This is a genomic window from Streptomyces sp. NPDC006691, assembly GCF_042869955.1.
Classification (GTDB): domain Bacteria; phylum Actinomycetota; class Actinomycetes; order Streptomycetales; family Streptomycetaceae; genus Streptomyces.
The window spans coordinates 19,481-40,671 of sequence record NZ_JBIAGW010000003.1; the positions used below are offsets into that span (position 1 = coordinate 19,481).

A 21,191-nucleotide genomic window follows, 5' to 3' on the forward strand; every position below is an offset into this window, starting at 1 on the left:
TCCGTCCAACCGGCGTCCCTCGTCAAGGGGATGCGGGATACGACTGGACAGGAGCGATCTGGTGAGCAGCGAGCACACGCAGGACGAGCCCCGGCAGCGGCGTTCGCGTCGGACTCCCTTGATCCTCGCCGCGGCGACCCTGGCCGTACTGGCCGTGGGGGGCGGTGGGGCGTACTGGGCCACGACGGCGTCCTCGGGCGGTGACAACAAGCCCGGCGCGGACGGTGCGCCTCCGCCGCTCGCCCTCGACCGCGCACCCAGTACGCCCGGCGCCCCGAGCGGCGGCAGTGGCGGTGGCGGCAACGGGATCGCGCCGGGTGAGCCCGACCCCAACGGGGTGGTCTACCGGGCGTCGGTCAAGCTGCCCGAGGGCCCTGGCAAGGCGGCCGTCCATCAGCCGCGCGGCACGGTGGACGAGGCCGAGGTGAACCGGCTCGCGCGGGCGCTCGGCATCGACGGGGCGGCGCGCCTGGAGGGCGACAGCTGGAAGGTGGGTGCCGCCAAGGACGGCTCCGGTCCGACCCTGACGGTCACTCAGAAAGCGCCGGGCACCTGGACGTTCGCCCGCTACGGCAGCGGCGGCACGGACAACTGCCCCAAGGGCAAGATGTGTCCGATGCACACCACCGGAGCGGACACGGGCGCCGGCACCGGCTCGGGCGGCCCGATCGGCGAGCAGGCGGCGAAGGCGGCCGCGGCTCCGGTCCTCAAGGCGCTCGGCCAGGACGACGCCAAGCTGGACGCCTCGGAGATCCTCGCCTCGGCCCGGGTGGTGAACGCCGATCCGGTGATCGACGGACTTCCCACGTACGGCTGGACGACCGGCATCCAGGTCGGCTCGGACGGTCAAGTGGTGGGCGGCAGCGGCCAGTTGAAGACGCCGGACAAGGGTGACACCTATCCGGTGCTCAGCGCGGACAAGACGCTGGCCCAGCTCAACAGCCACCGCGAGCAGCCGAAGACCAAGGACTGCACCGGTCCGGTGCCGCTCGACGGGCAGCCCACCAAGGGGCGGCTGCCGAGCGATCCGCAGGGCAACATCCAGCCCTGCAAGCAGCCCACGCCCTCGACCGTGACGATCAGCGGGGCCACCTTCGGGCTCGCCGCGCAGTTCGTGGCGGGCACGCCGGCCCTGGTGCCGTCATGGCTGTTCCAGGTGAAGCCGGACGCGGGGCAGCCGTTCACCATCACCGCCCCGGCGCTGGCCCCCGAGTACATCGCCGGGCCGCCGAGCGGCGCCCCCGTGCCGGCCCCGTCGGGCTCGGCCACCGCGCCGGGCGCGCACGGCCAGTCGCTGGAGTCGTACGCCCTGGCGCCGGACGGGCGGACCCTGAACGTGACGTTCTGGGGCGGGGTGTGCAGCACGTACACGGCGACCGCCGACGAGAGCGGTGACGGCGTGCGGGTGCGGGTGACCGGTCAGGTCACCGACCCGAAGAAGATGTGCGTCGCGCTGGCCAAGCAGCAGACGGTCTCCGTGGAGCTGCACCAGGCGCTCGCGGCCCGCAAGGTGCTCGACGCGGACACCGGCAAGGAGCTGCCGAAGAAGTAGCGGTGCGGGCCCCTCGGGCGCCGGACACGACGAAGGCGGGCGCCCCCGGTCATCCGGGGGCGCCCGCCTTTCGGCTGCCGCGAGGCCCACCGGGCCGCTGCGACTAGCTGAACGAGTCGCCGCAGGCGCAGGAGCCCGTCGCGTTCGGGTTGTCGATCGTGAAGCCCTGCTTCTCGATGGTGTCGACGAAGTCGATCGAGGCGCCGCCCAGGTACGGGGCGCTCATGCGGTCGGTCACGACCTTGACACCGTCGAAGTCCTTGACGACATCGCCGTCGAGCGAGCGCTCGTCGAAGAACAGCTGGTAGCGCAGGCCGGAGCAGCCGCCGGGCTGAACGGCGACACGCAGCGCCAGGTCGTCCCGGCCTTCCTGCTCAAGGAGGCCCTTGACCTTGGCCGCGGCGGCGTCGGACAGGAGGATGCCGTCGCTCACGGTGGTGGTCTCGTCCGATACGGACATCTGCTTCTCTCCCGGGTTGTACGGAGACTGCTTGCCGACGGTTGCAACCGGCGGGGCCCCGGATTCATTCCGGGTCGGGTTCTTCTTCTTTCATGCTCGCACACACGGCGGCGGGCGGGAAAAGGCCTGGGGACAACTCGGCGCGGGACCGGGTGCGTCACATCGACGCTATCGCCATCGTCAAAGTGACGTGAAGCGGTTATGATAGATAACGTCATTTAGACGAAAACCCCCGCGTGCAAGCACCTGGGGCCACTGGAGCGGCTCCGCCGCACTGCTCAGGAAACAGAAAGGGTGCGTGACGTGACCACCGCCCAGCCCCGTCAGGACCTCGCCGGACGCGTCGAGCTCGACGTACAGCCGACGCCGCTCGCGCTGCTCCTGCTCGGCCGCGAGGCCGACCCCAGGAGCGAGCGCGGCGTGGAGTGCCCCGGCGACCTTCCTTCGCCCTCCGACCCGGACCTGGTGGCGCGGGCCCGTGCGGCCAAGGAGAAGCTCGGGGACAAGGTCTTCATCCTCGGGCACCACTACCAGCGCGACGAGGTCATCGAGTTCGCCGATGTGACGGGCGACTCGTTCAAGCTGGCCAAGGACGCGGCCGCCAAGCCCGAGGCCGAGTACATCGTGTTCTGCGGTGTGCACTTCATGGCCGAGTCCGCGGACATCCTGACCGGCGACGACCAGAAGGTCGTCCTTCCGGACCTCGCCGCGGGCTGCTCGATGGCCGACATGGCCACCGCCGAGCAGGTCGCCGAGTGCTGGGACGTGCTGACCGAGGCCGGGGTGGCCGAGCAGGTCGTCCCCGTCTCGTACATGAACTCCTCGGCCGACATCAAGGCGTTCACCGGCAAGCACGGCGGCACCATCTGCACCTCCTCCAATGCCGAGCGCGCCCTGAACTGGGCCTTCGAGCAGGGCGAGAAGGTCCTGTTCCTGCCGGACCAGCACCTGGGCCGCAACACCGCCGTGCGCGACCTCGGCATGTCCCTCGACGACTGCGTGCTCTACAACCCGCACAAGCCGAACGGCGGCCTCACCGTCGAGCAGCTGCGGAACGCGAAGATGATCCTGTGGCGCGGGCACTGCTCGGTGCACGGCCGCTTCTCGCTCGACTCGGTGAACGACGTGCGCGAGCGCATCCCGGGCGTGAACGTCCTGGTGCACCCCGAGTGCAAGCACGAGGTCGTGGCCGCGGCGGACTACGTCGGCTCGACGGAGTACATCATCAAGGCCCTGGAGGCGGCCCCGCGCGGCTCGAAGTGGGCGATCGGCACCGAGCTGAACCTGGTGCGCCGCCTGGCCAACCGGTTCGCCGCCGAGGACAAGGAGATCGTCTTCCTCGACAAGACGGTCTGCTTCTGCTCGACCATGAACCGCATCGACCTGCCGCACCTGGTGTGGACCCTGGAGTCGCTCGCCGAGGGCAAGCTGATCAACCAGATCCAGGTCGACCGCGAGACCGAGAGCTTCGCGAAGCTCGCCCTGGAGCGGATGCTGGCCCTGCCGTAACCCGGCCCCCGTAACCCGGACCCCGGGCCCCGGGCCCCGGGCCCCGGACACAGCGGACGCCCCCGCACACGACGGAAGGCCGCCCCTTTGCGAGGGGGCGGCCTTCGGCGCACCTGCGGGCCGGATCGGGCCCGTACGGCGAGGGTCAGGCGTTGGCCCGCTCCCGCTCGTCGGAGGCGTCCGACGCAGTGGGCTCGTCCACCGGCTCGCCGCGCTTGGCCGCCTTCTTCTCGGCCCTGCGCTCCTTGCGGAGCTCGACCATCGCGTAGAGGGTCGGGACCAGGAGCAGGGTGAGCAGCGTCGACGTCACCAGACCGCCGATCACCACGACCGCGAGCGGCTGGGCGATGAAGCCTCCCTCGCCCGTGACGCCGAGCGCCATCGGGAGCAGCGCGAAGATCGTCGCGAGGGCGGTCATCAGGATCGGGCGCAGACGGTGGCGGCCACCCTCGACGACCGCCTCGATCACTCCGAGGCCCTGCTTGCGGTACTGGTTGATCAGGTCGATCAGGACGATCGCGTTGGTCACCACGATGCCGATCAGCATCAGCATGCCGATCATCGCCGGGACGCCCATCGGGGTGTCCGTCGCCGCGAGCAGGCCGATCGCGCCGGTGGCGGCGAACGGGATGGAGACCAGCAGGATCAGCGGCTGGATGAGGGACTTGAAGGTCGCGACCAGGAGCATGAAGACGATCGCGATCGCGGCCAGCATCGCCAGGGCCAGGTTCTTGAACGCGTCCGACTGGTCCGAGGAGACGCCGCCGATGGTGGCGGTGGCGCCGGACGGCAGCTTCAGGGCGTCGATCCTGCTCTGGAGGTCGGTGCTGACCTTGCCGGTGTTGTCGCCGACCGGCTTGGCGGTGATGGTCGCCGAGCGGGCGCCGTCGATCCGGGTCATCGAGACCGGGCCGGGCACCAGCTTCACATCGGCGATGTCACCGAGCTTGACCGGGCCGAGCGGCAGGTTCCTGAGCTGGTCCAGGGTCGTGGCCGGGTCGGGCGAGGTGATGTACACGTCCCGCTCCGAGTCGCCCATGATCGCCTTGGTGACCTGGGTGCCGTGCACCTGCTGGGCGACGGCCATGCCGAGCGTGGCCTGGTTGAAGCCCGCCTCGGCCGCCTTGTCGTTGGGCTGCACCGAGACCCGGGGCACGCTCTGCGCCAGGTCGCTCTGGACGTCGCTGACGTCCTTGAGGCTCGCGACGGCCTGGCGCACCTGCTCGGAGGCCCGCTTCAGGACGTCACCGTCGGACGCCTTGACGACCACGCTGAGGTCCTGGCTGCCGAAGCCGCCGCCGGCCGTGATGGCCGGGTTGCCCGGCTGGCCCTTGAGGGCCTTCTCCAGGCGGTCGTGCGCCTTGTCGTAGTCGCTCGCGTTCTTCAGCGTCACCGTGTACGAGGCCTGGTTGGCACCGGTGCCGCCGCCGAAGGCCGCCATGAAGCCGGAGGAGCCGACGGTGACCTGGTAGCTCTTGACCGCCGGGTCGGCGGCCAGGATCGCCTCGATCCTCTTGGACGCGGCGTCCGCCGCGTCCAGGCTGGTGCCGGGCGCCAGCTCCTGCTTGATCGACAGGCTGTCCTGCTCGCCCTGGTCGAAGAAGTTGGTCTTCAGGAGGCCGGCCATGCCGAAGGTGCCGATCAGGACGACGACCGCGATCAGCACGCTGGTGAGGCGGCGACGGGTCGCGAAGCGCAGCACCGGGACGTAGAGGCGCTGGAGCCGGGACTTGTTCTCCTTCTCCTCGGCCCTGCGGCGCGCCTCGTCGGGGTCGATGCCCGCGATCGCCTTGGGCGCGCGCAGGAACCAGTACGACAGGACCGGCACGACGGTCAGGGAGACGAGCAGCGAGGCGAGCAGGGCCGCGGTGACGGTGAGGCTGAACGAGCCGAACAGCTCGCCCACCATGCCGTTCACGAAGGCGATCGGCAGGAACACCGCGACGGTGGTGAGCGTCGAGGCGGTGACCGCGCCGGCCACCTCCTTGACGGCCGCCAGGATCGCCGCCTGGCGCTCCTCGCCGTAGCCGAGGTGGCGCTTGATGTTCTCCAGGACCACGATCGAGTCGTCCACGACCCGGCCGATCGCGATCGTCAGCGCGCCCAGCGTGAGCATGTTGAGGGAGAGGTCCTGCGTCCACAGCACGATCAGCGCGAGGACCACGGACAGCGGGATGGAGACCGCGGTCACCAGCGTCGAGCGGATCGAGGCCAGGAAGAGCAGGATCACGATCACGGCGAAGAGCAGGCCGAGCGCGCCCTCCGTGGTCAGACCCGAGATGGCCTTGGAGACCTGCGGGCCCTGGTCCATGGCGACGGTGATCTCCGCGCCGGAACCGAGGTCCTTCTTCAGATCCGGCAGCTTGTCCTTGACGGCCTTCGAGATCGCGACGGCGCTGCCGTCGTGGTCCATGGTGGCCGTCACGGCGAGGCTGGGCTTGCCGTCGGTGCGGGTGATGGAGACGCGCTGCGCGGGCTGCTGCTTGACGGTGGCGATGTCACCGAGGCGGACCGGGGCACCCTGCTGCGGCTTGATCCGCAGGTCCTCGATCTGCTTCAGGGAGGTGTAGGGCGCGCCGACCTGGACCGTACGGCTCTTGCCGTCCTCGGAGAAGGAGCCGCCGGGGACCGTCGCGCCGCCCGCCTTGAGGGCGTCGCCGAGGGTCATCGTGGTGAGGCCGGCCGCGGCCAGCTTCTTCGCGTCGGGCGTCACGTTGACCTGGAGGTCCTGGACGCCGTCGACGCTGACGCGGCCGACGCCCTTGATGTCCTCCAGGGCCGGGACGACCGTGCGGTCCAGCTGGTCGGCGAGCGCCTGCTGGTCCTTGTCGGAGGTCACCGCGAGCACCACGGTCGGCATGTCGTCGGTGGAGCCGGCGACGACCTGCGGGTCGACCTCGGTGGGGATCTGGGTGCGGGACCGGTTGACGGCCTGCTGGATGTCGGCGACGAGCTGCTTCGTACCGGTGCCGAAGTCGAAGGTCGCCATGATCACGGCGTTGCCCTCGGAGGCCGTGGACGTGATGCCCTTGACCCCGCTGACGGCCTTGATGTTCTTTTCGAGCGGCTCGACGACCTGCTTCTCGACCACATCGGGGGACGCGCCCTGGTAGGGGGCGAGCACCGACACCATCGGCAGTTCGATGGTGGGCAGCAGTTGCTGCTTGAGCTGCGGAATGGCGATCGCCCCGAAGACGATCGCGACGATCGACATCAGGCCTATCAGGGCCCGTTGTGCGAGGCTGAATCTGGACAGCCAGGACATGGGTGGGGTCTCTCTTCTGTGGCGTGCGAGCGGCTGTACCCAGCAGGAGGGCAGGCGGACCGGCCCGTGACCACGCGGCGCATCATCCGGGAAGACCCGGCCCCCGCCCACAACCCTCCGCCATGGGGCGGGTTCGATTCCTCGCTCCCAGGTCCCTTTCCTTATCCCGCGCGTACCGCAGCCGCAGTACGCCGCACTCCACCCTTCAGTCCACCCGTGGACGGACAAGCCCCGATTCGTAGGCGATTACCACCAATTGGGCCCGGTCGCGGGCGCTCAGCTTGGCCATGGCCCGGTTGACATGGGTCTTGACCGTGAGCGGGCTGACGGCGAGGCGCTCGGCGATCTCGTCGTTGGAGTGGCCGCCCGCGACCTGGACCAGGACCTCGCGCTCGCGGACGGTCAGCGTGGCGAGCCGCTCGCCGTGCCGCCGCGGGTCCTCGCCGCCGCCGTCCCAACTACCGCCCTGCGCAAGGAAAGTGGTGATCAGGCCCTTGGTCGCGGCCGGTGAGAGAAGCGCCTCGCCGGCCGCGGCGAGGCGGATCGCGCCGAGCAGTTCCTCGGGTTCGGCGCCCTTGCCGAGGAAACCCGAGGCGCCCGCGCGCAGCGACTGCACCACGTACTCGTCGACCTCGAACGTCGTCAGCATCACCACGTGGACGGCGGCCAGGGCCGGATCGGCGGTGATGGCACGGGTGGCGGCGAGGCCGTCGGTGCCGGGCATCCGGATGTCCATCAGGACCACGTCCGGCCGGGTCGCGCGGACCACGTCGACGACCGCGGCCCCGTCGGCCGCCTCCCCGACGACCTCCATGTCCGGCTCGGAGTCCACCAGGACCCGGAAGGCCGAGCGCAGCAGCGCCTGGTCGTCGGCGAGTACCACCGTGATGGTCATGGCGTGCCTTCCCCCGGGGCCCCGGTCTCCGCGGCCTTGACCGGCAGTATCGCCTGTACGCGGAAGCCGCCGCCGTAGCGGGGTCCGGCGGTGCAGCTGCCGCCGAGCGCGGTGACCCGCTCGCGCATGCCGAGCAGGCCGTGGCCGCCGCCGTCACCGGCCGTGCTGCCGGTGCCCGCGCCGTTGTCGATGACGGTGATCTCGGTGTGGGGCCCGACCCGTACGACGCTCACCTCGGCCTTGGCGCCCGGCCCCGCGTGCTTGCGCACATTGGTGAGCGCCTCCTGGATGACCCGGTACGCGGCGAGGTCGACGGCGGCCGGCAGCGGGGTGTCGTCGGTGCGGGCGAGTTCCACGGGCAGGCCCGCGCGCCGGAAGCCGCCGAGCAGATCGTCCAGGACGGCGAGCCCGGGGGCGGGCTCGGTGGGGGCGGCCGGGTCGCCGGACTGGCGCAACAGGCCGACGGTGGAACGGAGTTCGTTCAAGGCCGAGCGGCTGGCCTCGCGCACATGGGCGAGCGCCTCCTTGGCCTGGTCGGGCCGCTTGTCCATGACGTGGGCCGCGACGCCGGCCTGCACATTGACCAGGGCGATGTGGTGGGCCACCACATCGTGCAGGTCGCGGGCGATGCGCAGCCGCTCCTCGGCGACCCGGCGCCTGGCCTCCTCCTCGCGGCCGTGCTCGGCCCGCTCGGCGCGCTCGCGGATCGCGTCGATGAAGGCGCGCCGGCTGCGCACGGCGTCCCCCGCGGCCGCGGCCATGCCGGTCCAGGCGAAGATTCCGAGGTGCTCCTGGGAGTACCAGGGCGGGGTGCCGAAGAGCATGGCCGTGCCGGTGAGCACGACGATGCTGAGCACGCCGACCCGGTAGGTGGTGGGGCGGTCGGTGTGGGCGGCGACGGTGTAGAGCGCGACGACGGCGCTCATCGCGACGGGCGCGGGCGGGTCGCCCAGGCTCAGCTCGACCATGGCAAGCAGGCCGGTGCAGCCGAGCACCTCCATGGGCCGACGCCGTCGCAGCACCAGCGCCCCGGCTCCGAGAACCATCAGGACGAGCGAACGCAGCCCCGGCGTCCGGGTGCCGAAGGTCGGCCCGTTCGGCCCGTGCGGGTCGGCGAAGGAGCCGAGGACCATGCAGATCAGGACGCCGAGCGCGAGGGCGGCGTCCAGGGCCAGCGGATGCGCCCTGAGCCAGGGGCGGGCACGGTCGACGGGGGTCACGGTCACCTACCGTAAGGGGGCCGGGACCCCGCCCCGTCAGCCCGGGATGAGGCCGTCGTCGCCGAGCATCTCCCTGACCTCGTCCAGACTGGCGTCCGGGCTCGGCAGGATCAGCTCGGACGGCTCCAGGGCGTCGTCGGGAAGCGGCTCGCCCAGGCGGCGCACCGCTTCCAGGAGCTCGCCCAGGGTGCGGCGGAAGCCGCCCTCGTCGCCCTCCTCCATCTGAGCGAGGAGCTCGTCGTCGAGCTTGTTGAGCTCGGTGAAGTGGCTGTCCGCCAGCTTCACCTGCCCCTCCCCCATGATCCGGACGATCATGAACGTCTCCTGCCGCTCGTCACTGCTTGTCGAAGCGCGGGCTCTGCTGCGGGGCCTTGTCCTGAGGAGCGGCGGCGCCGCCCTCGATGGCCTGCTTCCCGCCGGACTCGCCGCCCATCAGCTCGGCCTTCATCCGTTGCAGTTCCAGCTCCACATCCGTACCACCGGACAGCCGGTCCAGCTCGGTCTGGATGTCGTCCTTGGCGAGCCCCGACTGGTCGTCGAGGGCGCCCGAGGCGAGGAGTTCGTCGATCGCACCGGCCCGCGCCTGGAGCTGCGCGGTCTTGTCCTCGGCGCGCTGGATGGCCATGCCGACGTCGCTCATCTCCTCGGAGATGCCCGAGAAGGACTCGGCGATCCGGGTCTGCGCCTGGGCCGCCGTGTACGTCGCCTTGATCGTTTCCTTCTTGGTGCGGAAGGCGTCGACCTTGGCCTGGAGGCGCTGGGCCGCAAGGGTGAGCTTCTCCTCCTCGCCCTGCAACGTCTGGTGCTGCGTCTCCAGGTCGGTGACCTGCTGCTGCAACGAGGCGCGCCGGGACAGGGCCTCGCGGGCCAGGTCCTCACGGCCCAGCGAGAGGGCCTTGCGCCCCTGCTCCTCCAGCTTGGTGGACTGGATCTGCAGCTGGTTGAGCTGTAGCTCCAGACGCTTGCGGGAGGTCGCCACGTCGGCGACTCCCCTGCGCACCTTCTGAAGCAGCTCAAGCTGCTTCTGGTACGAGTAATCGAGGGTCTCGCGAGGGTCCTCGGCCCGGTCAAGGGCCTTGTTCGCCTTCGCGCGGAAGATCATCCCCATACGCTTCATGACACCGCTCATGGGCTTCGCGCGCCCCCTTCTGACGGACTCCAGCTCCAGCTGCTGCAACAGAACCCACAGTACGGGCCCTGCATCCATTACCGCACTGTTCGGGCGCCGATGCGCTCATCCCCAAGGACGACTGTGTCCGGCGTCGATCCGGCGCAGGGAGTAGGTGAACCTCGGGGAACGGTGCATCGGCCACCAGTGAGGACGCAAGGCGTTGTGGGATCGTTCCCCACCGGCCTGGGGTCCATGCCGGGCACCCCGTACCCTTGGGGATTGTGTTCCGTAGCCGTTCCAACGCAGAGAAGGCCCCCACCGACAAGGTGACGGCGGACCTCTCCAAAGCGCCCCGCGACCCCGAGGCCCCCAAGGGGCGCCCCACTCCCAAGCGGAGTGAGGCGCAGACCCAGCGGCGCCGTGCCTCGACCGTGCCGACCGACCGCAAGGAGGCCGCCAAGCGCCAGCGCGAGGCCCGCCGGGTCGACATGGCCAAGCAGCGCGAGGCCCTCGCCAATGGTGACCAGCGCTATCTGCCGGCCCGTGACAAGGGCCCGGTGCGCAAGTTCACCCGTGACTTCGTCGACTCCCGGTTCTCGGTCGCCGAGATGTTCCTGCCGCTCGCGGTGATCATCCTGGTGCTCTCGATGATCCGGATCGGCAGCCTGCAGAACCTTTCTCTGCTGCTGTGGCTCGTGGTGATCGTGCTCATCGTGCTCGACTCCATCGGCCTCGCCTTCCGGCTGAAGAGGGCGCTCGCCGCCCGCTTCCCGGACGAGCCGAAGAAGGGCGCCGTCGCGTACGGCCTCATGCGCACGCTCCAGATGCGCCGGCTGCGGCTGCCCAAGCCGCAGGTCAAGCGCGGAGAGCGGCCCTGAGCGGGAAGCCGTCCGGGTTCACCGGCGCCTCCGGCGCCTGGCTGAAGGGCCTCGGCGGGCTGCGCAATGTGGTCCGCCAGGAGCTCGTGGCCCGTCATCTCGACGAGCAGATAGCCGGGCGTTTCCCGGTGGGCCAGCGCCTGCGCGTCCTGGACGTCGGCATGGGCCAGGGCACCCAGGCCCTGCGCCTGGCCCGCGCCGGGCATTCGGTGACCGGGCTCGAATCCGACGCCGCGATGCTGAAGGTGGCCCGCGAGGCGCTGGCCACCGAGCCGGAGGGCATCCGTGAGCGGGTCCGCCTGATCGAGGGCGACGGCCGCGAGACCGGGGTGCACTTCCTGCCCGGCTCCTTCGACGTGGTGCTCTGCCACGGCGTCCTGATGTACGTCGAGGAGCCCGACGCCATGCTCGCGGGTCTGGCCCGGATGCTGGCCCCCGGCGGCCTCCTCTCGCTCCTGGTGCGGAACGCGGACGCGCTCGCCATGCGGCCCGGGCTGGCCGGTGACTGGGCGGGCGCCCTCACCGCCTTCGACTCCGACTCGTACACCAACCGGCTCGGCCTGCCGGTGCGCGCCGACCGGCTCGCCGCGCTGACCCGCACGCTCGACGGGATCGCGGCGCCACTGCACACCTGGTACGGGGTGCGGGTGTTCACCGACAACGTCTCCAACGCCACGGACCTTCCGGCCGCCGACGAACTGGATCGGCTGCTCGCCGCCGAGGACCGGGCCGGCCGCACCGACCCCTACCGCCACACCGCGGCGCTGCTGCACCTCTTCGGCGTACGGGGCTGAGGCCTCGGCCCCGCGGGGCCGAGGTCACCGGCTAACGGTCTTCGGCCGGGGTATCCGCCGAACGGGCCCCGGCCCCGGGACCCCGGTACCTGATCGGGCCCACCGACAGGCCGTCATTTCGGACCAAAGGGATACTCCTGCCATGGATGCATCTCTTCGCCCCGGCCGGGTGCGCCGCGTGGTGCTGCCGTTGACCGCCGCCGTCGCCGGCGTCGCCCTCCTGGGCGGCTGTTCGGGCGGCAGCACGGCCGCGGCGCCCAAGTCGGCCAGTCCGTCCGCCAGTTCCTCGCCCGCCCAGCGCAACGGCTCCGGCGTCACCGACAGCCTCCAGAGCGACTACCAGCGGGTCATCAAGAACGTGCTGCCGTCCGTCGTGCAGATCGACGCGTCCAACAGCCTCGGGTCCGGGATCGTCTACGACGACCAGGGGCACATCGTCACCAACGCGCACGTGGTCGGCAACGAGCGCACCTTCAAGGTGTCGACGTCCGGCAGCGGTACGGCGATCACCGCGCGGCTCGTGTCGTCGTACCCGGAACAGGACCTCGCCGTCATCAAGCTCGACTCGATGCCCAGCGGCCTCAAGGCGGCGCGGTTCGGCGACTCCGCCAAGGTCGAGATGGGCCAGATCGTGCTGGCGATGGGCTCCCCGCTCGGCCTGTCCTCCAGCGTCACCCAGGGCATCGTCTCGGCGACCGGGCGCACCGTCTCCGAGGGCAGCGCGGGCGGCGGCACGGGCGCCACCATCGCCAACATGGTGCAGACCTCGGCCGCGATCAACCCGGGCAACAGCGGTGGTGCCCTGGTGAACCTGGACAGCGAGGTCATCGGCATTCCGACGCTCGCCGCGACCGACCCGGACATGGGCGGCAGCGCGGCCCCCGGCATCGGCTTCGCCATTCCGGTCTCGATGGTCAAGACGGTCGCCGACCAGATCATCAAGAGCGGCAAGGTCACCGACTCGGGCCGGGCCGCGCTCGGCATCACCGGCCGCACCGTGGTGGACGCCGGCTACCAGCCCGCCGGGGTCGCGGTCGTACAGGCCCCGGCGAACGGGGCGGCCGCCAAGGCCGGTCTGCGGGCGGGCGACATCATCACCAAGCTCAACGACACCGAGATCTCGACCATCACCTCGCTGACGGAGGCGCTGGCCGCGGACAAGCCGGGCCAGAAGGTCACGGTGACGTACACGCGCGACGGCGCGAAGAAGACGGCCGAGGTCACCCTCGGCGAGATCTGAGCGGGCCGGGGGGCGCCGCGTGCGCCCCCGGCCCGCCCGTCAGACCTGCTCGGCGTGCAGGCTCATCGGGCCGTAGACCTTGGTGCCGTCCTCGAAGAGGAACACCTGGTCGGCCCCGCCTTCGAGCAGGTCCTTCCACACCTCACCGATCCAGGACTCCGCATCGCCCTGGGTCGTGAACTCCTCCGGCGCCACCGCCGGCTCGACCTCCGTACCGTCCGACTTCTCGAAACGCCACGTCCACGCCATGTCCGCCTCCTGGGTCACGTTGCTGCCCGCAGCGTAACCGGGCGCGCAAGAGGGCCACCGACGCGGGAGGATCGTGGGTGTGGAACTGACTCTCCTCGGCACCGGGGCCCCCGCCGGCCTGCCGCGCCCCGACTGCCCCTGCGCCGCGTGCGCCCTCGCCCGTGGCGCGGACGCCCGCGCCGCCACCGCCCTGCTCGTCGACGGCGCGCTGCTGCTCGACCTCACCCCGGGCGCGGCGCTCGCCGCGGCCCGCGCCGGGCACTCGCTGGCCGGGGTGCGCCAGGTGCTGCTCACCCATCCGCACGACGGTCCGGCCGTGGAGCTGCCCGCCGGGCTGCCCGCGGCGGGCCGGGTGCCGGACGGCCGCAGGCTGACGCTGATCAGCGGGCACCGGGTCCGCGCCGTGCCGCTGGACTCGCCGGGCACCGGTTACGAGGTGACGTCCCCCGAGGGCGAGCGGCTCCTCTACCTGCCGCCGGGCGGCGCCCCCGCGGGCCCCGCCGAGGTGCGGCCCTACGACATGGTGGCGGCCGATGTGTCCGGACGGCCGGACGCGCTCGCGCGGCTGCGGGCGGCCGGCGGCATCGGCCCCGCCACCGATGTGATCGCGGTGCACATCGACCACGACGTGCCACCCGGGCGGGAGTTGGAGCGCCGGCTCGCCGCGCTCGGCGCCCGCGCGGTGCCGGACGGCACCACCCTGATCGTCGGCGAGTACCACGCGGTGCCCGATCTGCCGCGCCGCACCCTCGTCCTGGGCGGCGCCCGCTCGGGCAAGTCGGTGGAGGCCGAGCGGCGCCTGGCCGGCTTCCCCGGCGTCGTCTACGTGGCGACGGGCGGCGGCCGGGACGGCGACGCAGAGTGGGCGGCGCGGGTCGGCCTGCACCGCGAACGGCGGCCCGCCTCCTGGCGCACCGAGGAGACCTGCGAACTCGCGCCGCTGCTCGACGAGCCGGGGCCGCCGCTCCTGATCGACTGTCTGGCGCTGTGGCTCACCGACGCGATGGACCGGGTCGGCGCCTGGGACGACGAGAAGTGGGCGGCGGGCGGCGAGCGCGCGCTGAGGGAGCGTACGGAGGAACTCGTCGCGATGGTGCGGTCCACCGCGCGGACGGTGGTGGCGGTGAGCAACGAGGTGGGCTCGGGCGTGGTCCCCGCGACGTCGTCGGGGAGGCGGTTCCGGGACGAACTCGGGCGCCTGAACGCGGCGTTCGCGGGCGAGTGCGAGCAGGTGCTGCTCGTCGTCGCGGGGCAGGCGCTCACATTGCGCGGCTGATGTCCATCCGCTGGCGGTACTGTTCGGCAAATGAGCAGGCTGAACCTGGACGACTTCTCCGATCTGATCGAACGCCCCGACAACGGTGTGCGGCGTGACGCCGAGGAACGCCGGGAGCGGCTGACCGTGCCGCCCGGCGCGCTCGGCCGGCTCGACGAGCTGGCCACCTGGCTGTCGGCGGCGCAGAACGCCAGCCCGGTCCGGGCCGTCGAGCGCCCCCGCGTGATCCTCTTCGCCGGGGACCACGGCGTGGCCGGGCTCGGCGTCTCGGGCCGCCCCGCCTCCTCCGCGCACACCCTCGTACGCTCCGTCCTGGACGGCGGGAGCCCCGTCGCGGTGCTCGCCCGCCGCCAGGGCGCCTCGGTCCGCGTCGTCGACGCCGGCCTGGACTGCGACCCCGCCCTGCTGCCCGAGGACGTCGTACGGCACCGGGTGCGGCGCGGCAGCGGCCGGATCGACATCGAGGACGCCCTGACCGTCGAGGAGGCGGAGGCGGCCGTCCGGCTCGGCATGAGGATCGCCGACGAGGAGGCCGACTCCGGCACCGATCTGGTGGTGCTGGGCGACCTCAGCGTGGGCGGCACCACCCCGGCGGCGGTGCTGATCGCGGCGCTGTGCGGCACGGACGCCTCGGTGGTCACCGGGCGCGGCGGCGCGGGGATCGACGACCTGGCGTGGATGCGCAAGTGCGCCGCGATCCGCGACGCGCTGCGCCGGGCCCGGCCGGTTCTCGGCGACCAGCTCGAACTTCTGGCGGCGGTGGGCGGCGCGGACCTTGCCGCCGCGACCGGTTTCCTGTTGCAGTGTGCGGTGCGCAGACTGCCGGTGATCCTGGACGGGGTCGTCTCGTCGGCCTGTGCGCTGGTGGCCCAGCGGGCGGCCTTCCGGGCTCCGGACTGGTGGCTGGCGGGCCAGGCGAGCGGCGAGCCGGGCCAGGCGAAGGCGCTGGACCGGATGGCGCTCAACCCTCTGCTCGATCATGGCGTCACAGTGGGCGAAGGAACCGGGGCATTGCTCGCTCTTCCCCTCGTACAAGCCGCGGCCGCCCTGGCCGCGGAGCTGCCCGAGCGCACTGACCAGCGCGCGGAGAGCGCCGGGGAGAACAGCGACGCGTGAGCCACGGCGGGGCCGGGGGGCTACCCCGGCCCCGCCCGAGGCCGCTGTGAAACGCTTTGCCGCCATATCATCGCGTTTCATGGGAGAAGTCCGCTTGAGCACCACTGAAGGAACGAACCGGAGCACCCCCCGCTCACGCACCGGGGCGGCGTTCGCCGTCTGGTACCTGCGCGTGGTCACGTTCATCAACTTCCTCAGTGCCGTGTGGGTGACCCTCGGCCAGGGGCTGCGGCGGCACAACACCGACGACTACTTCACGCCGTATCTGCTGGAAGCCGGGTTCACCTCCGGTCTCGTCACGCTCTTCCTCGCCGTCACCATGCGGCGCCGCAAGCGGGCCGCCTGGATCCTCAACATGGTGCTCGGCGGCCTCTTCCTGATGCTGTTCGTGTTCGCCATGACGTTCCCGGAGATCCACCGCTACGCCCAGAACTGGATCTCGCTCGCCCTGACCGCCGCGTTCGTGCTCGCCCTCCTGTTGGGCCGCCGCGAGTTCTACGCCAAGGGCGACCGCTCCAACCCGCTGGCCGCGATCGTCACCGCCGTCGGCGGCCTGCTCATCACCTCGCTCATCGCGGCGGTCCTGGTCAGCGCCACCAACACCTACGACGGCACCGACCAGTCGACGTTCCTGCGGCGCTGGCGCTACGGCGTGATGCGCCTGGTGTTCCTCGTCCCCGACGACCGGCACACCCAGGGCGTCACCACCCCCGGCTGGGTCAACGTCACCATCAACGTGCTGGCCACGCTGCTCCTGATCGCGGTCATCTACGCGGCCTTCCGCAACCGCAGGGCCGTCGACCCGCTCACCGTCGAGGACGAGGAGAAGCTGCGCGCGCTGCTGGACAAGCAGGGCGAGCGCGACTCTCTCGGCTACTTCGCGCTGCGCCGCGAGAAGGCCGTCATCTGGTCCCCGACCGGCAAGGCCGCCGTCACCTACCGGGTCATCAACAGCGTCTCGCTGGCCTCCGGCGACCCGATCGGCGACCCCGAGGCCTGGCCCGGCGCGATCGAGCCCTGGCTGGCCGAGGCCCGCGCGCACGGCTGGATCCCGGCCGTCACCGGCGCCAGCGAGGAGGCCGGGCAGATCTATGCCCGGCACGGCCTGGACGCCCTGGAGATGGGCGACGAGGCGATCGTGGAGACCGCCGAGTTCACCCTGGAGGGCCGCGCGATGCGGACCGTCCGCCAGGCGTACAACCGGGTGAAGAGGGCCGGGTACGAGGTGCGGATCCGCCGTCACGCGGACATTCCTGCCCAAGAGATGAACGAACTTCTGCGCAAGGCCGACGACTGGCGCGACGGCGCCACCGAACGCGGCTTCTCCATGGCGCTCGGCCGGCTCGGCGACCCTGCCGACGGCCAGTGCATGATGCTCGAATGCTTCGACGGCGAGGGCGAGTTGAGGGCGCTGCTCAGCTTCGTCCCCTGGGGCCCCCAGGGCCTCTCGCTCGACCTGATGCGGCGTGACCGCGACTCCGAGAACGGCCTGATCGAGTTCATGGTGATCGAACTCCTCCAGCGCGCCAAGGAGATCGAGATCACTCAGGTCTCACTGAACTTCGCGATGTTCCGTTCCGTCTTCGAGCGCGGCTCGAAGCTCGGGGCAGGACCCGTGCTGAGGCTGTGGCGTTCGCTCCTCAGCTTCTTCTCCCGCTGGTGGCAGATCGAGTCCCTCTACCGGTCCAACGCCAAGTACCGGCCGATCTGGGAGCCGCGGTTCACCTTGTTCGAGAAGAGCGCGGATCTGCCGCGCATCGCCATCGCGTCCGCGCGCGCCGAGGGATTCCTGGAGGCACCGGGCCTGCCCAAGTGGCTGCACCGCAGACATCTGGAGTCCCAGAGATGAGCACAGGGGTGCGGAGCACAGTGCTCCGGTTCGCCGAGCGCGAGTGGGGCCCCCTGTACAAGACCGTGAAGTACGCGCTGCGCACCCAGCGCTGGCGGGCCATCTGGCTGACGCTCTCGGCGGTCGTCCTCACCTCGGTCTTCCAGCTCATCCAGAACCAGTCCTGGGGCTTCAGACCGATCCAGATCATCGGGTCGGTCAAGGCCGACTACCCGCTGTGGATCTCGCTCCTGCGCACCCCGTTCTCGCTCTTCGTGCCGGCCCTCGACCTGCCGGTGTGGGGTGCGCTCGCGCAGGTGCTGCTCGTCTTCGGCATCGCGGAGATCTGCATCGGGCGGGGCCGGATGCTGCTCATCGCCTACGTCGCGACGCTGGCCGGCACCCTGTACGCCCGGGTCGGCATCCACATCGGCCCCGACAGCGTCTTCGGGCTGCCGGCCTCGGCCGCCGAGATGGTCGACACCGGCCCCTCGGCGGCCGTCGTCGCCCTCGCGGTGTACGTGTGCTGGCGCTACCGGGCGTACTGGACGGCCGGGGTGGTGGCGGGCTCGATGGTCGTCGAGGTGGTGCTCAAGAACAACCTCGCGGGCAAGGAGCACATCGCGGCCCTGATCGCGGTGGCGGTGATCTGCTGGATCACCTGGGTCCGCAGGAGACGGCGGCGCGACCGCCATGATCAGGGGCGGCGTACCGGGAGCTTGTCGGGTGCGCCGCCGATCCAGTCCTGAAGGCGCCGGCGCGGCATGGACCAGCGCCGGTCGTGGCGGTAGGCCCGAAGCCCCGCCCGCGCCCTGGCCCGCGGCCGTTTGCGGTAGAAGCGCTGGGCCCACGGGGAGCCGGGCCGGGCGAGCCTGATCGCGCCGAACAGCGCCACGAACGGCACGAAGATGCCGAGCACCGCCACCCGCACCTTGCCCTTGAACAGCGCGACCAGCACGAAACAGAAGTTGATCGCGATCGAGGTGATGAACGAGGCGCGGTCCTGGCGCTCCCCGGGGCTCACGTCATTGACGCCGAGCGGTGAGAAACCGGCGAGCACCAGCGTCATGAGGGCGGCGGTGAGCACCACGATCTCCACGCTCTTGCGCCCGTTCTCGCTCCAGTACACGTCGTCCAGGTGCAGGATCAGCGCGAACTCGTCGAGGACCAGGCCCGCGCCCGCCCCGAACAGGACGGCGAAGACGGCCGCCGCGATGCCGTGCCGGCCGCTGCCGACCGCACCGAAGCCGCCGACCACGGTGAGGATGACCCCGGGCACCACGTGGTGGATGTGCAGGCCGCCGGGCCTGATGTTCCGGAAGGGGCCGCGCCCGGCCCTGATCAGCCGGGTGATGGAACGCGTGATCAGGAACGTCAGGACGAACGCGGCCAGCGCGAGCAGCATGGGGAGCTTCCCCGGCTCGGTGATGTTGCGGTAGAACCAGTGACCCATCCCACCCGCTCCTGTTTGCTCCGATATGCGCAATTTACCGTCCGGGGCGCCCGGAGTGCTCGGGATAGCCTGCGCCGGGTGAACGCAAGCAAGGCCCTGCACGGCGTACGTTTCGCCTTCGGCACCCTCACCGTCTTCCCCGCCCGCATCACCCGGTGGGACCGCTCCGCCGCCCGCGCGGGCATGACGCTGGCCCCGCTGGCCGGGCTCGCCGTCGGCCTGTGCGCGGCCGCCGCGGGCGCGGGTCTCTGGGCGCTCGGGGCCGGGGCGCTGCTCGCGGGCGTGGTGAGCACCGCCGCGCCCGCTCTGCTCACCCGGGGCCTGCATCTGGACGGCCTCGCCGACGTCGCCGACGGGCTCGGCAGCGCCAAGCCCGCCGAGGACGCGCTGCGCATCATGAAGCAGAGCGACATCGGGCCCTTCGGCGTGATCACCCTGCTGTTCTGCCTGCTCGCCCAGATCGCGGCCCTGGCCCATCTGTACGAGCGGGACGGGTGGGCCCGGGGGGCCGTGGGCGCCGTCGTCGCGGCCGCGGTCGCCCGCACCGCGCTGACCCTGGCCTCCCGTCGGGGCGTCCCGGCGGCCCGCCCGGACGGGCTCGGCGCGGTCGTGGCGGGCACGGTGCCGGGCCGGCGCGCCCTGGTGACCGCCGCCCTGGTGACGGCGGCCTGCGCGGCGGCGGGGTGGCCGTTCGGACCCTGGTCCGCGCTGCACTTCGCGCTCGCCGCGGCGGCCGGGCTCGCCGCGGCCGAGGGGCTCCTCGGACGCTGCGTACGGCGGTTCGGCGGGGTGACGGGCGATGTGTTCGGGGCGGTCGCCGAGGCCTCGGCGACGGTGACCCTGGTCGCCCTCACGCTCGGCTGAGCCGGGCGCGGAGCCTCAGCAGGGGTCGCGCCACACCTGGAGGTCGTACTTCTTCGCCATCGAGCTGAGCCCCAGCTTCTTGGACTGGGCGCAGAAACGGGCCGGGGGCAGCTCGTACTCCACGTGGAACACGGCCTTGCCCGCCGTCACGAACGGGGTGAGCCGTTCGCACTCGCGGTACTGGGCGCACTGCTCGTTGACCGCGAAGTCGAAGTGGGCCAGGAGCTGCGGGATCTGGTCCAGATCGTTCTTGAGGCCCACGGCGAGACCCCGGTCGTGGGCCAGCCGGGCGATCAGCTCGTTGTAGCGGAGCTGGTCGGCGGCCTTCAGAGGGAAGCCGGTGTCGTTGTCGTAGCCGTCCATGTTGTCCGGCTCGACCGCGTCGAAGCCCTTGGCGCGGCACAGGTCGAAGCGCCGGGCGATCAGCGGTTCCAGGACGTCGGTGCGGCGGATGTCCAGCCACTTCTCCCCGTCCCAGCCGTTGCCCTTGCCGAGCACGCTCTTCGGGAAGCGCCCCGCGTCCGGCCGCCAGTTCTCCCAGGCACCGGTCGAGACGTAACAGATGACCTTGCGGCCCCTGCGGTGCAGATCGGCCACGGCCGCCGCGCTCTGGTCGAAGGCGTCGATGTCGTAGACCTGGGCGTCGACGGCCGGGTCGAGTCTGCCCTTGAGCTGCCACTGCCAGGTCAGGCCCGGCTTCGGCTGCCAGTGCGGGCCGGCGGGCGCCGGGGGCGCGGTGTCCCGGGCGTCCCCGTCCCCGCCGTCGGGGCCGTCCGGGGAGCCGGTGCAGGCCGCGAGCAGCACCAGCGGGAGGAGCGGCCGGAGCGCTCGCCTCATCGGACGGGCTCAAGGCGGTGCGGCAACGTACCCCAGGGGTGCGGGAGTTGGCCCGGAACCAGGCAGTGGACCGGCGCCTGGGCGACCGCGTCCGGCGGGGCCTCGTACACCAGGTGGCAGGTGTCGGGCCCGGCGGGACCGGCCGGGCGGTACGCCGACCAGGGACCCTCGTAGGTGACCTGGAGGTCGGCGATCCGGCCGTACCCGGGGTGCGGGACCGCGCCGTGGTTCAGGACCAGCGTGACGTACGTGTCGTAGGTCGCGGCGAGTGCGGTGCGCAGGTCGGCGTAGTACGGCAGCTGGCGGGCGGAGGTGGCCGCCTGGTCGAGGAAGAGCCCGTGCGCCCCGTACCAGTCGTGGTGGCGGGCCGCCTCGCGCACCACGTCCTGGGGCGGCCGGCCGCCGTAGGCGGTGTCCACGTAGCCGAGTACCCGCACCCCCGCCGAGCGCAGTCGGCCGGCCACCGCCGCGAAGGCCGCGTCGGGTGAACTCCCGGGCCCGTTGGCCGGGTTGAGGACGACCCCGTACAGCGAGGGTGCGGCGGCGATCAGCGCGTCCCAGGCGTCGGGGCGCTCGGCCGGGTGCTCGTAATAGGGCACCAACAGCTTGCTCATGTGCTTCCTCGCAGCATGCTCGGGGTACTC

Annotated in this window: 20 protein-coding genes; 10 read left to right on the forward strand and 10 right to left on the reverse strand. The window is 71.7% G+C overall.

Annotation, left to right across the window (positions count from 1 at the left end):
• The first annotated feature begins 61 nt into the window (after positions 1 to 61).
• Positions 62 to 1,552, forward strand: a complete 1,491-nt coding sequence (locus tag ACFYNP_RS06895) for a hypothetical protein (RefSeq protein WP_388783339.1) — start codon at positions 62 to 64, stop codon at positions 1,550 to 1,552.
• A gap of 103 nt (positions 1,553 to 1,655) precedes the next feature.
• Here ACFYNP_RS06895 and ACFYNP_RS06900 read toward each other — a convergent pair whose 3' ends face one another.
• Positions 1,656 to 2,012 (reverse strand): iron-sulfur cluster assembly accessory protein, encoded by a 357-nt coding sequence (locus ACFYNP_RS06900; RefSeq protein ID WP_030933606.1) that lies wholly within the window; start codon positions 2,010 to 2,012, stop codon positions 1,656 to 1,658.
• 294 nt (positions 2,013 to 2,306) lie between these two features.
• Between ACFYNP_RS06900 and nadA the strand changes: the two genes are divergently transcribed.
• Positions 2,307 to 3,521, forward strand: coding sequence for a quinolinate synthase NadA (gene nadA, locus ACFYNP_RS06905; protein ID WP_388408390.1), 1,215 nt, complete (start codon positions 2,307 to 2,309; stop codon positions 3,519 to 3,521).
• Positions 3,522 to 3,666: 145 nt separating this feature from the next.
• Here nadA and ACFYNP_RS06910 read toward each other — a convergent pair whose 3' ends face one another.
• The 5 genes from ACFYNP_RS06910 to ACFYNP_RS06930 all read right to left on the reverse strand — a co-directional run bounded on the left by ACFYNP_RS06910 (position 3,667) and on the right by ACFYNP_RS06930 (position 10,030).
• Entirely contained in the window at positions 3,667 to 6,786 is a 3,120-nt protein-coding gene (locus ACFYNP_RS06910) for an efflux RND transporter permease subunit (protein WP_388783342.1), read from the reverse strand.
• 205 nt (positions 6,787 to 6,991) lie between these two features.
• Positions 6,992 to 7,681 (reverse strand): response regulator, encoded by a 690-nt coding sequence (locus ACFYNP_RS06915; RefSeq protein ID WP_388408385.1) that lies wholly within the window; start codon positions 7,679 to 7,681, stop codon positions 6,992 to 6,994.
• Complete coding sequence (locus ACFYNP_RS06920) at positions 7,678 to 8,901, reverse strand: sensor histidine kinase (protein ID WP_388783344.1); 1,224 nt, start codon at positions 8,899 to 8,901, stop codon at positions 7,678 to 7,680. Before ACFYNP_RS06920 ends, ACFYNP_RS06915 begins: the two co-directional genes overlap by 4 nt.
• 36 nt (positions 8,902 to 8,937) lie before the next feature.
• Positions 8,938 to 9,216 (reverse strand): hypothetical protein, encoded by a 279-nt coding sequence (locus tag ACFYNP_RS06925; RefSeq protein WP_388408380.1) that lies wholly within the window; start codon positions 9,214 to 9,216, stop codon positions 8,938 to 8,940.
• A gap of 19 nt (positions 9,217 to 9,235) precedes the next feature.
• Positions 9,236 to 10,030: a PspA/IM30 family protein gene (locus ACFYNP_RS06930; protein WP_388408377.1), complete on the reverse strand. Its 795-nt coding sequence runs from the start codon at positions 10,028 to 10,030 to the stop codon at positions 9,236 to 9,238.
• Between the two features lie 263 nt (positions 10,031 to 10,293).
• Here ACFYNP_RS06930 and ACFYNP_RS06935 point away from each other — a divergent pair, with 263 nt between their 5' ends.
• The 3 genes from ACFYNP_RS06935 to ACFYNP_RS06945 all read left to right on the forward strand — a co-directional run bounded on the left by ACFYNP_RS06935 (position 10,294) and on the right by ACFYNP_RS06945 (position 12,924).
• On the forward strand, positions 10,294 to 10,890 hold the full coding sequence (locus ACFYNP_RS06935; RefSeq protein ID WP_100574661.1) for a DUF3043 domain-containing protein: 597 nt from the start codon (positions 10,294 to 10,296) through the stop codon (positions 10,888 to 10,890).
• Between the two features lie 59 nt (positions 10,891 to 10,949).
• Positions 10,950 to 11,684: a class I SAM-dependent methyltransferase gene (locus ACFYNP_RS06940; RefSeq protein ID WP_388408533.1), complete on the forward strand. Its 735-nt coding sequence runs from the start codon at positions 10,950 to 10,952 to the stop codon at positions 11,682 to 11,684.
• 142 nt (positions 11,685 to 11,826) lie between these two features.
• Complete coding sequence (locus ACFYNP_RS06945; RefSeq protein WP_388783346.1) at positions 11,827 to 12,924, forward strand: S1C family serine protease; 1,098 nt, start codon at positions 11,827 to 11,829, stop codon at positions 12,922 to 12,924.
• A gap of 39 nt (positions 12,925 to 12,963) precedes the next feature.
• Here the strand turns inward: ACFYNP_RS06945 and ACFYNP_RS06950 are convergent, their stop codons facing one another.
• Positions 12,964 to 13,173: a hypothetical protein gene (locus ACFYNP_RS06950; RefSeq protein ID WP_388408370.1), complete on the reverse strand. Its 210-nt coding sequence runs from the start codon at positions 13,171 to 13,173 to the stop codon at positions 12,964 to 12,966.
• 79 nt (positions 13,174 to 13,252) lie between these two features.
• Here ACFYNP_RS06950 and ACFYNP_RS06955 point away from each other — a divergent pair, with 79 nt between their 5' ends.
• The 4 genes from ACFYNP_RS06955 (at position 13,253) to ACFYNP_RS06970 (ending at position 18,142) form a co-directional block, all read left to right on the forward strand.
• On the forward strand, positions 13,253 to 14,449 hold the full coding sequence (locus ACFYNP_RS06955) for a bifunctional adenosylcobinamide kinase/adenosylcobinamide-phosphate guanylyltransferase (protein ID WP_388783348.1): 1,197 nt from the start codon (positions 13,253 to 13,255) through the stop codon (positions 14,447 to 14,449).
• Between the two features lie 30 nt (positions 14,450 to 14,479).
• On the forward strand, positions 14,480 to 15,565 hold the full coding sequence (gene cobT, locus ACFYNP_RS06960) for a nicotinate-nucleotide--dimethylbenzimidazole phosphoribosyltransferase (RefSeq protein WP_388783351.1): 1,086 nt from the start codon (positions 14,480 to 14,482) through the stop codon (positions 15,563 to 15,565).
• Between the two features lie 79 nt (positions 15,566 to 15,644).
• The gene (locus ACFYNP_RS06965) at positions 15,645 to 17,414 is read left to right on the forward strand and encodes a phosphatidylglycerol lysyltransferase domain-containing protein (protein WP_388783353.1); all 1,770 of its coding nucleotides are present in this window, start codon (positions 15,645 to 15,647) and stop codon (positions 17,412 to 17,414) included.
• A complete protein-coding gene (locus tag ACFYNP_RS06970) occupies positions 17,411 to 18,142 on the forward strand; it encodes a hypothetical protein (RefSeq protein WP_388408361.1) in 732 nt (243 codons plus the stop codon). The genes ACFYNP_RS06965 and ACFYNP_RS06970 overlap by 4 nt, the downstream gene beginning before the upstream one ends.
• Here ACFYNP_RS06970 and ACFYNP_RS06975 read toward each other — a convergent pair.
• Complete coding sequence (locus tag ACFYNP_RS06975) at positions 18,091 to 18,846, reverse strand: hypothetical protein (RefSeq protein WP_388408359.1); 756 nt, start codon at positions 18,844 to 18,846, stop codon at positions 18,091 to 18,093. The two genes, ACFYNP_RS06970 and ACFYNP_RS06975, sit on opposite strands and share 52 nt — an antisense overlap.
• Before the next feature lie 78 nt (positions 18,847 to 18,924).
• Between ACFYNP_RS06975 and ACFYNP_RS06980 the strand changes: the two genes are divergently transcribed.
• Positions 18,925 to 19,710: an adenosylcobinamide-GDP ribazoletransferase gene (locus tag ACFYNP_RS06980; protein WP_388783356.1), complete on the forward strand. Its 786-nt coding sequence runs from the start codon at positions 18,925 to 18,927 to the stop codon at positions 19,708 to 19,710.
• Between the two features lie 15 nt (positions 19,711 to 19,725).
• Here the strand turns inward: ACFYNP_RS06980 and ACFYNP_RS06985 are convergent, their stop codons facing one another.
• Positions 19,726 to 20,547 (reverse strand): endo alpha-1,4 polygalactosaminidase, encoded by an 822-nt coding sequence (locus tag ACFYNP_RS06985; RefSeq protein ID WP_388783359.1) that lies wholly within the window; start codon positions 20,545 to 20,547, stop codon positions 19,726 to 19,728.
• The gene (locus ACFYNP_RS06990; RefSeq protein ID WP_388408352.1) at positions 20,544 to 21,161 is read right to left on the reverse strand and encodes a spherulation-specific family 4 protein; all 618 of its coding nucleotides are present in this window, start codon (positions 21,159 to 21,161) and stop codon (positions 20,544 to 20,546) included. The genes ACFYNP_RS06985 and ACFYNP_RS06990 overlap by 4 nt, the downstream gene beginning before the upstream one ends.
• Positions 21,162 to 21,191 lie beyond the last annotated feature (30 nt).